The organism is Bartonella sp. AU18XJBT (assembly GCF_028618595.1).
Classification (GTDB): domain Bacteria; phylum Pseudomonadota; class Alphaproteobacteria; order Rhizobiales; family Rhizobiaceae; genus Bartonella.
Genome location: NZ_JAQITE010000054.1, coordinates 1 through 7,200, shown reverse-complemented (window position 1 = coordinate 7,200; position 7,200 = coordinate 1). Strand labels below are relative to the sequence as shown.

At 42.4% G+C, this 7,200-nt stretch carries 13 protein-coding genes; 2 read left to right on the top strand and 11 right to left on the bottom strand.

Going from position 1 to position 7,200, the window contains the following annotated elements:
• The 3 genes from PVV60_RS09090 to PVV60_RS09080 form a co-directional block, all read right to left on the bottom strand.
• On the bottom strand, positions 1-203 hold a 203-nt coding region (locus tag PVV60_RS09090; protein WP_273724437.1), incomplete at its 3' end, for a hypothetical protein.
• Positions 136-363: a hypothetical protein gene (locus PVV60_RS09085; protein ID WP_273724436.1), complete on the bottom strand. Its 228-nt coding sequence runs from the start codon at positions 361-363 to the stop codon at positions 136-138. The genes PVV60_RS09090 and PVV60_RS09085, both read right to left, overlap by 68 nt.
• Positions 360-1,022 (bottom strand): lysozyme, encoded by a 663-nt coding sequence (locus PVV60_RS09080; RefSeq protein WP_273724435.1) that lies wholly within the window; start codon positions 1,020-1,022, stop codon positions 360-362. The genes PVV60_RS09085 and PVV60_RS09080 overlap by 4 nt, the downstream gene beginning before the upstream one ends.
• Positions 1,023-1,165: 143 nt before the next feature.
• Here PVV60_RS09080 and PVV60_RS09075 point away from each other — a divergent pair, with 143 nt between their 5' ends.
• Positions 1,166-1,390, top strand: coding sequence for an antitoxin MazE family protein (locus PVV60_RS09075; protein WP_273724434.1), 225 nt, complete (start codon positions 1,166-1,168; stop codon positions 1,388-1,390).
• Positions 1,390-1,713, top strand: coding sequence for a type II toxin-antitoxin system PemK/MazF family toxin (locus PVV60_RS09070; RefSeq protein ID WP_208431501.1), 324 nt, complete (start codon positions 1,390-1,392; stop codon positions 1,711-1,713). The genes PVV60_RS09075 and PVV60_RS09070 overlap by 1 nt, the downstream gene beginning before the upstream one ends.
• A gap of 64 nt (positions 1,714-1,777) precedes the next feature.
• Here PVV60_RS09070 and PVV60_RS09065 read toward each other — a convergent pair whose 3' ends face one another.
• From PVV60_RS09065 to PVV60_RS09030, 8 genes are all read right to left on the bottom strand, one after another.
• Positions 1,778-3,088 carry a contractile injection system protein, VgrG/Pvc8 family gene (locus PVV60_RS09065; protein WP_273724433.1) on the bottom strand — a complete coding sequence of 437 codons (1,311 nt, stop codon included), beginning with the start codon at positions 3,086-3,088 and terminating at the stop codon, positions 1,778-1,780.
• Entirely contained in the window at positions 3,085-3,309 is a 225-nt protein-coding gene (locus tag PVV60_RS09060; RefSeq protein ID WP_273724325.1) for a tail protein X, read from the bottom strand. The genes PVV60_RS09065 and PVV60_RS09060 overlap by 4 nt, the downstream gene beginning before the upstream one ends.
• On the bottom strand, positions 3,306-3,686 hold the full coding sequence (locus tag PVV60_RS09055) for a phage tail protein (RefSeq protein ID WP_273724432.1): 381 nt from the start codon (positions 3,684-3,686) through the stop codon (positions 3,306-3,308). Before PVV60_RS09055 ends, PVV60_RS09060 begins: the two co-directional genes overlap by 4 nt.
• 5 nt (positions 3,687-3,691) lie before the next feature.
• A complete protein-coding gene (locus PVV60_RS09050; RefSeq protein WP_273724431.1) occupies positions 3,692-5,989 on the bottom strand; it encodes a phage tail protein in 2,298 nt (765 codons plus the stop codon).
• On the bottom strand, positions 5,986-6,048 hold the full coding sequence (locus PVV60_RS10875; protein ID WP_234924827.1) for a hypothetical protein: 63 nt from the start codon (positions 6,046-6,048) through the stop codon (positions 5,986-5,988). The genes PVV60_RS09050 and PVV60_RS10875 overlap by 4 nt, the downstream gene beginning before the upstream one ends.
• 47 nt (positions 6,049-6,095) lie before the next feature.
• Positions 6,096-6,383: a phage tail assembly protein gene (locus PVV60_RS09040; protein ID WP_273724330.1), complete on the bottom strand. Its 288-nt coding sequence runs from the start codon at positions 6,381-6,383 to the stop codon at positions 6,096-6,098.
• A gap of 2 nt (positions 6,384-6,385) precedes the next feature.
• On the bottom strand, positions 6,386-6,892 hold the full coding sequence (locus PVV60_RS09035) for a phage major tail tube protein (protein ID WP_273724430.1): 507 nt from the start codon (positions 6,890-6,892) through the stop codon (positions 6,386-6,388).
• Positions 6,892-7,200, bottom strand: a 309-nt coding sequence (locus tag PVV60_RS09030) for a phage tail sheath C-terminal domain-containing protein (protein WP_273724429.1), incomplete at its 5' end; no start/stop codon positions are given. The genes PVV60_RS09030 and PVV60_RS09035, both read right to left, overlap by 1 nt.

Genomic DNA, 7,200 nt, shown 5'->3' with positions numbered 1-7,200 from the left:
CCATGTTTCCACCCACATACGCGTTCACCTAGATTATTGTGCTTTAAGATCTCTCTTGCTAAGTTTGAACTGATGGCGTTCAAATCTTGCCGGCTTAAATAAATTGGCAACCAGCCAACACAAGAAGAAGCATATTTATTTGTCGCGCAACCAATCAGAGAGAGCAGCACGCACATCAGCATCACTTTTTTGATTAACTTCACTTTCCACCTCCAGACGTGTTTTGGCTGCTTTTAAAGCCTTTTCTGTTTGCTTTTGTTGCTCTGCTTTTTTCCCAAGAGTAAAAGCTCTTGCTAATGCAATAAAAAAAGCGGCTAAAGCCGCGCCTGTTACCATCAGATTTCTTTTCATCCATAAGATCATAGGCGGTGCTCCTGAAAGCGTTTAGCAACAAAGAAAATACCAGCACATGCGGCTAAAACCATAATGGTGGCCAAAGCCCATTGGATTGGTCCATTTCCTGCTAACAAACCACCAAGCCCAGAAAAAGAGCCAATAATTGGTGCAAGGGCTTCGGCTTTGAAAACCCCCGTTGATGCTTGCGTTTCTACTGTTTGATAATTGGAGGAAACATAAGCCCCTTTTGCCCATAAGCCTGTTTCTGCCGCACGCCGGTGTGCGAGACCTTCAAGACGCTTACCGCCTGCTTTGGTCCATTTCTGTAGCTCTGCAGGGACAACTTCATATTCACCTTGATTGAGCTTTTTTAACAGTGTCGAGTTACAAAAAGCATCTGTTCCTACATTATAACAAAAGGACACTAACGCTGCGAATTGTTCATCCGTTAATGAAACTGTAACAGCACGTTCAACGACATTTTCAAATTGTCTTAAGTCTTGGCAAAGAAGTTCTTCTGCTTGCTTTTCAGTGATTGTCATGCCTTCGTAAATAAAAGGCTTTCCAGCACTGTTTGTATGTCCATAACCTATTGTCCATACCCCAATGGCATCTTTATAGGCGTTCAAACGCAAACCTTCCCATTGTTTGATAAGTGCAAGTCCTTCTTTTGATATTTTTCGCATATGATTCTCCATAAAAAAAGCCCCACACAAGGCGGGGATGCGTCAAAATCTAAAATTGTAATTATTGCGTATTATTAAAAATCTCGTTTCATGTAACTTTTTTCTGTGTTATACGTTACATGAAACATAATGGAGATTTTATTATGGGTACAATGCACGTTAATGAACGTGTTCAAAAACATCGCAATGCACAAAGAAAAGCAGGTTTGCGCTTAATGCAGATTTGGGTTCCAGATACACGCCAGCCGTATTTTGCAGAAGAATGCCGCCGTCAGTGTCGCGTAGTGGCAAAAATGGATAAAAAAAATACATCTATGCAGTTGTTTATGGACCAATCTTTAATGGATGTTGATGGTTGGACAGAATGATGCGTGGTTCTCTGGTAACAATAGCGATACAAGGTGATTTTGGTAAACCAAGACCCGCATTGATCATTCAAGCTAATCAATTTAGTGAACATACCAGCATGACGGTTTTACCAATTACAAGTACACTTGTTGATGCACCATTACTCCGCATTACGATTCAGCCAAACGCTAAAAATGGTTTGCAAAAACCTTCGCAAGTAATGATTGATAAGATTATGACGGTAAGATGTGACAAAATGAGTTCCATTTTTGGCTCTCTTCAAGCAAAGGAAATGCTAGAGATTGAACGTTGTTTGGCTGTATTTTTAGGAATAGTAAAATAAAAATTGGATTTCTTTTTTCGGAAAAGAATATGCTTTTTATCATCATTAGATAAGATAGCTTTATTCATGTATCCTCTTCATCCATATGGATTACGCCTTCGCCTTCGTCGCATGCGTCTGGTGGGGCGTTTGGATCAAGGGTATCATCCTTGTCTGGTGTTGTGTTTGCAACGTTTCCAGCCGCATCTTCTTGCGCTTTATCAAAAAGTTCGCACTCTATTTTTGTGGTGTAACCACTCGTTTTATCAAGTTTGTGCTTAACACTTTTGATGCGCCATTCTGCTGGAATATAGGGGCGGAAAGGGGGCTCTTGAACAAGCTTTGCTTCTGCTTGTACAAACGGATCACCACCGATATCACATGAGAAAGAAGACTTACCGCGTGATGATTTATTGCGATAAGCAGCAATGGCCGCAACAGCCTCTGATTGGTTATGGTAGGTGTATTTGAGTTCATGAAACGGCGGATTACCAACTTTGACTTCTTTTTTTTCACCACTGCGTAAGTCATGATAGGTTGCGAGAACACCGCCTTTTTTCTCTTTGTCTTCTTCTTCTTTCTCAGGTGTTGTTTCTGCTTTTTCCGATTCAGATGATGATGGTGCTTTGTCACTGTCATCCATATGGATAAAGTTTTCATCATCATCAATCTCTTCTGGTTCTCGTGCATCAGCCGCGGCTTTTTGGTCGTCTCCCACATCTGTTTCTAAGCCATTGGCTGCACCTGCTTCATCACGCGCACTGTATTTAAAATCCCAAGAGGTGCAATGTTTTTCATGGATAATAATAACGGGGAGTGTTTCACCGGTAATGGCTTTGCCTTCACCCCGTTTGGCGAGCACAAGTTTGCCATCAACGGGCTTTGCTACCGCATCATAGTCTTCTGCAAGGCGTGTAGCAAAAGCCATATCGCTTTCTGATGTTTGGTCAATGTGTCGCACAACGATTTTTGCAAGAGAAGGATCAACCTTTGGCGTATAGCCATTACGCTCTGCTATCTCTTGAACAATACTGCCAAGGGTTTGCTGGTGATAGGATTGGCTTTTGGGGGTTCTGTAAGACGTGTTCATTGATGCGGCGCGCCCTGTCACGCTTAAGCTTTGTGGTGGGCTGCTTACAGAGATTTCGTCTATCAGATAGGCTCCCATATCGCGGTTTTTTCCGCCTTCATAGCCAAGTTTTACAGAAATGACTGTCCCGATAAGAGGAATATCAAGAAAGCCGTTATCACTGTCACGCGCACGGTCATCAAGCTCTATGGTAATACGATCACTTTTGTTTTCTGCTTCATCGGTAATTTCAATCGATAAAACATAGTCCATGAGCGTTTTTGTGATGTCTTCTCCATTTGCCAGAACCATGCAAAAAGGTTTCATGATTTGCTACCCCAAATTCTGATTACTGGTGTGGCTTTCGGATAGGGGAGGGTTGGTAAGAGTATCGTGATGCCTGCTTTTAAAATGGGTCCATAGTCTGCAAGCCCAAAATTAGCTGCATAGACGCGTTCAACAGCAAGGGCTTGTTGACCCTTTGCATAGTATTTCCAGCAAATGGCATCAACCATATCACCATCTTTGGTCATATAAAGATCACTCATAGGTCTTCACCATATTCTCTCAACTTTATCGTAAATTCTTGTTTTTTGGGGGTGCCGTTATGATGAAAAACACTTTGCTTTTCCTCTACAGAAAGAATGACAAACTTACCTAAGATTTTGCCTTGACCAGTCACAAGAATGTGAGGTCCCATATGCGCTATTTGTCGCAAATATTCGATTTGTCCGTGACCACCTTTGAAATCTGGATAAATCACGCCTGCTAAAGAAAATTCCGCATTTGCAACAGCAGGCAATTGAAGAGCAGCTTTTCGCCCCAATCGCCCTTGCTCTACCCATGGAACTCCATAAGACATATCAAGTGTTTGATAAGCTGCTGTTTCAATGGAAAAAATAAAACCACCCAAAGCTAACATCATGGTATTTAATCCGAAAGGCTAGAGGCTATGGCTAAACGTTGCTGTTTTGCATAGCGTTCGAGTGCTTGATTGACAGCGTCTCTGATTTCGTCCTTGAGACCATTTGGTACTGAAATATTGAGATTTGTAATGGTTACACGGGCGTCTACTTCAACGGGTTTATGAACCGTAATGGGCTTTGGAGCTTTAAAGGCACCCACTTTATTTGTTGCCTGCATTTGTCCTGTTTCAACGACACTTGTATTAAAACCACTCTTGCGTTTTTCAGGCGGGGTATTTGTAACCACTGCTGTATCCAGCATTCTTTTTGCACGTGCATTGGTTTCATTGGTAAAGGTTTTAATCGTCTCCGTTGAAGTCTTATTGATTGAGACATTAAAGCCTAACTTTTCTTTCATCCAATTAGGCATCCAGCTGGTTAACTTGCTTATCATGCCGCTAAACCATTCAGACAGAGCATTCCATTTGCTTTTGATGCCGTCCCAAAGTCCATTAATAAGATTTGAGCCTACTTCCATTAAATCGACACCAAACAGCCATTCAATGAGTTCATTGATTTTTTTCGAAATCCAAGAAAGTGGTGAAAAGTTTTTAAAGAGCGTCAAGAGGTTATTGAAAACGTTACTACATAAGCTCGCAAAAGAATTCCATAAGTTGCTTATGAAGCTTACTACCGTATCCCAATTTTTGTAGAGAAGATATCCAACTCCAACAAGGGCAGCAATACCAGCCATTATCCAGCCGATAGGAGTGGTCATGATTGCGATACCAAGCGATATAAAAGCAGAACTAACGGCAGTTATTGCCGAAATCAGTGTCCCTACAAGAGTTAAAGCAAGACTGGCAACTGCAGAAGCAGCTGAGGCTAATGCTGAAAGCAGTGATCTTCCCAGAGTAGCAGAAAATCTAATAAAAGCTTTATCTGCTGCGATTATTTTTGAGAGCAGGGATTTTCCAAGATTTGCAGCCAGACCGGTAATTTTAGAACCAACGGAAGTGAAGGCTGAAAGCACTGGTCCTGAAAGAGCGAAAGCAAGCCTGATAAAAACTGCGCTTACTATGGCTAGTGATGTAAGCAGCCAGCCATTGATTTTGTCCCAATTTTTGTAGAGCAGATATCCAGCTCCAACAAGTGCCGCGATACCACCAAGTATCCAGCCGATAGGTGTGGTCATGATTGCATAGCCAAGCGTGACAAATGCGGCTCCTACGGCTGCTAATGCGGCAATGAGTGGACCAAAAATGAAGGAACCAAGTGCCACAAGCCCTACCTTAAAGAGGGTTATTTCACCAATTAGAGGTTCTAGCCAGAAAAACCAGCTTTTAATTCTCTCTGTGAGATCACTGATACCTTTTCTTAAATCAGAGGTAGGATTAAGCAAATCATTAAAGACTTTTCTTAAGGTTTTCGCCCAGCTCGCAACGGTTGTTTGAATGAGGTCGCGGTTTTCATCAATCAGGCGAGAAAAACCGTCAATCATGTCATTGATCACGGGCATGAAACGCGCGCCAATAAAGCTCGCGATACCGCCTATTTTTTTCTTAAAGGCTCCCATTTTGTCACTTAAATCTGCTGCATAGCGTGCAACATCGGCACCTATCAGCCATTTTCCTTTCCGCGCCTTTGCAAAGAGCTCTTTTATGGGAGCCATGCCTTGTGCAAGCATGGTAGCCATTTCTTTACCATCACCACCAAACAACAGAGCAGCAATATGCTGTCTTTGTGCTTGATTTTTCATCTTACTCATCTTGTCGGTAATTTCTTCCAACAAGACAGAAGTGGATTTGAGTTTTCCAGAAGTGTTTTTGACAGAAATGCCAAGCGCTTCAAAGCCCATCATGCCTCTTTTTTGTCCAGCATAGGCTTGCGCAGAACGCCTATTTAAAGTTGCTAAGGATTGTTGAAAGAGTTCGGCGGAAGTGCCTGAATTATCGGCTGCATCACCCCATAATTGAAGTGATGCAACACTCATATTTAAATGGCGTGATGCGTGATAAAGACTATCGCCCAGATGCATGGTTTTCATGGTAACGGCGGTCACACTTGCCACAAGACCACCACCAGCAAGCCCTAAAGCACCAGTAAAGACCGAAGCACGGCTTGCCGCCACTCCAAGAGCACTTTGAACACCTTTCAAACTTGACGTCATGTTTTTGACAGCAGCAGAAAAGCGCGGAATACTTAATCTCAGTGAGAGTGTTTTTGACAATGTATCGAATTTTTTTTGAAGATGTTTAAGAGGTGCGGTGAGTTTATCTTCAAGAGATAATCTCACCTTTGCATCAGCAACTTTTTCACTCATTTTGTCTTATACCTTTCTGCTGCTTGTTTTCGCCAGAATATGAGTTCTTGTGGTTCCATTTCCATCATGTCTGAAAGGGACCAATGGAACACAATGGCAATATCGGCTATGAGTTTTGCGGCGGTTTCCCAGTCGAGGTATCCCGCCGTTTGGTAAAAGACTCCAAAATCTCTCCAAGATTTGCCATGTCGCCGCCATCAAGTTCCCCAACAGCTTCATATGGCCATCCCGAAAGGCGTGCGATCATAGTTACCACCTGATCAGTGCCTTCCTTTTTATCAATGGCTTGCATGTCTTTTACTTTGATGCGCCGTAAGGTGATTTCGGTGTGTTCTTTTCCTTCAAAGGTAACCGGTACAAGTAATTTATGTGTAATGCTTGTTTGTACTGTCATTTTCATAATCCTATGTTTTCTCTATGATCTGCTAATTGATTGACGCCATTAAATTTTCTGATGAGGTTTAGGACGTCTATCTCAACGATTTCAACGTCTTTCTGGACATATTTGAAATACTGTAATGTGAATGTTGCTGTGGATGTTGCTTTGCTCCCCGGTTGCCATTCTGCTATTTCAAAGCCTTTGCATAGTCCTCTCATGGTAATGACAACACCTTCTGCGGGTGTGCCTTGCGCTTGCATTGAACTGCGTAATGAAATGTTGACATCAGTGCGCCCCAACAGTGCCATCAACTCTGGAGAGCAATCAGAAATGGTCATGGTGAGAATGAGAGTTTCAAGACCAAGGTCAACTTCAATGGAGGAATCCATGCCTCCGCCACGATAACTTTCAACAACCAAACTCAAATTTGGTAGTGTTACGCTTTCACATTTTGCTTGATAGGGAATGCCGTCAACAAAAATGTTAAAATATTTCAAAACTCTTGGTAAAACGGGGATAGCCATTAAAAAATCTCCTCTAAGTAATCATTCACAATGCGTGAACGGAATGTGATGTGTTCTGCTGGTGTTGTTGGTGTGAATTCGACATTGAAATAGACTCTGCCGCTTTCAATAGCGCTTGCTGTATTCAACTCTAGATCAGGTGTACAACGCCCACCAAGAATGGCGCCTTGTGCTTTTAAATCACGCAAATAGGCATTGACGCTTTCACTGACATCACTCATGTAGGTTTTTTTGATATTGCGGTCGACAGCCCATAGATGCCCGCGCAAAATGGCATCATTGATCATATCTGCGGTTCTCACCACCGA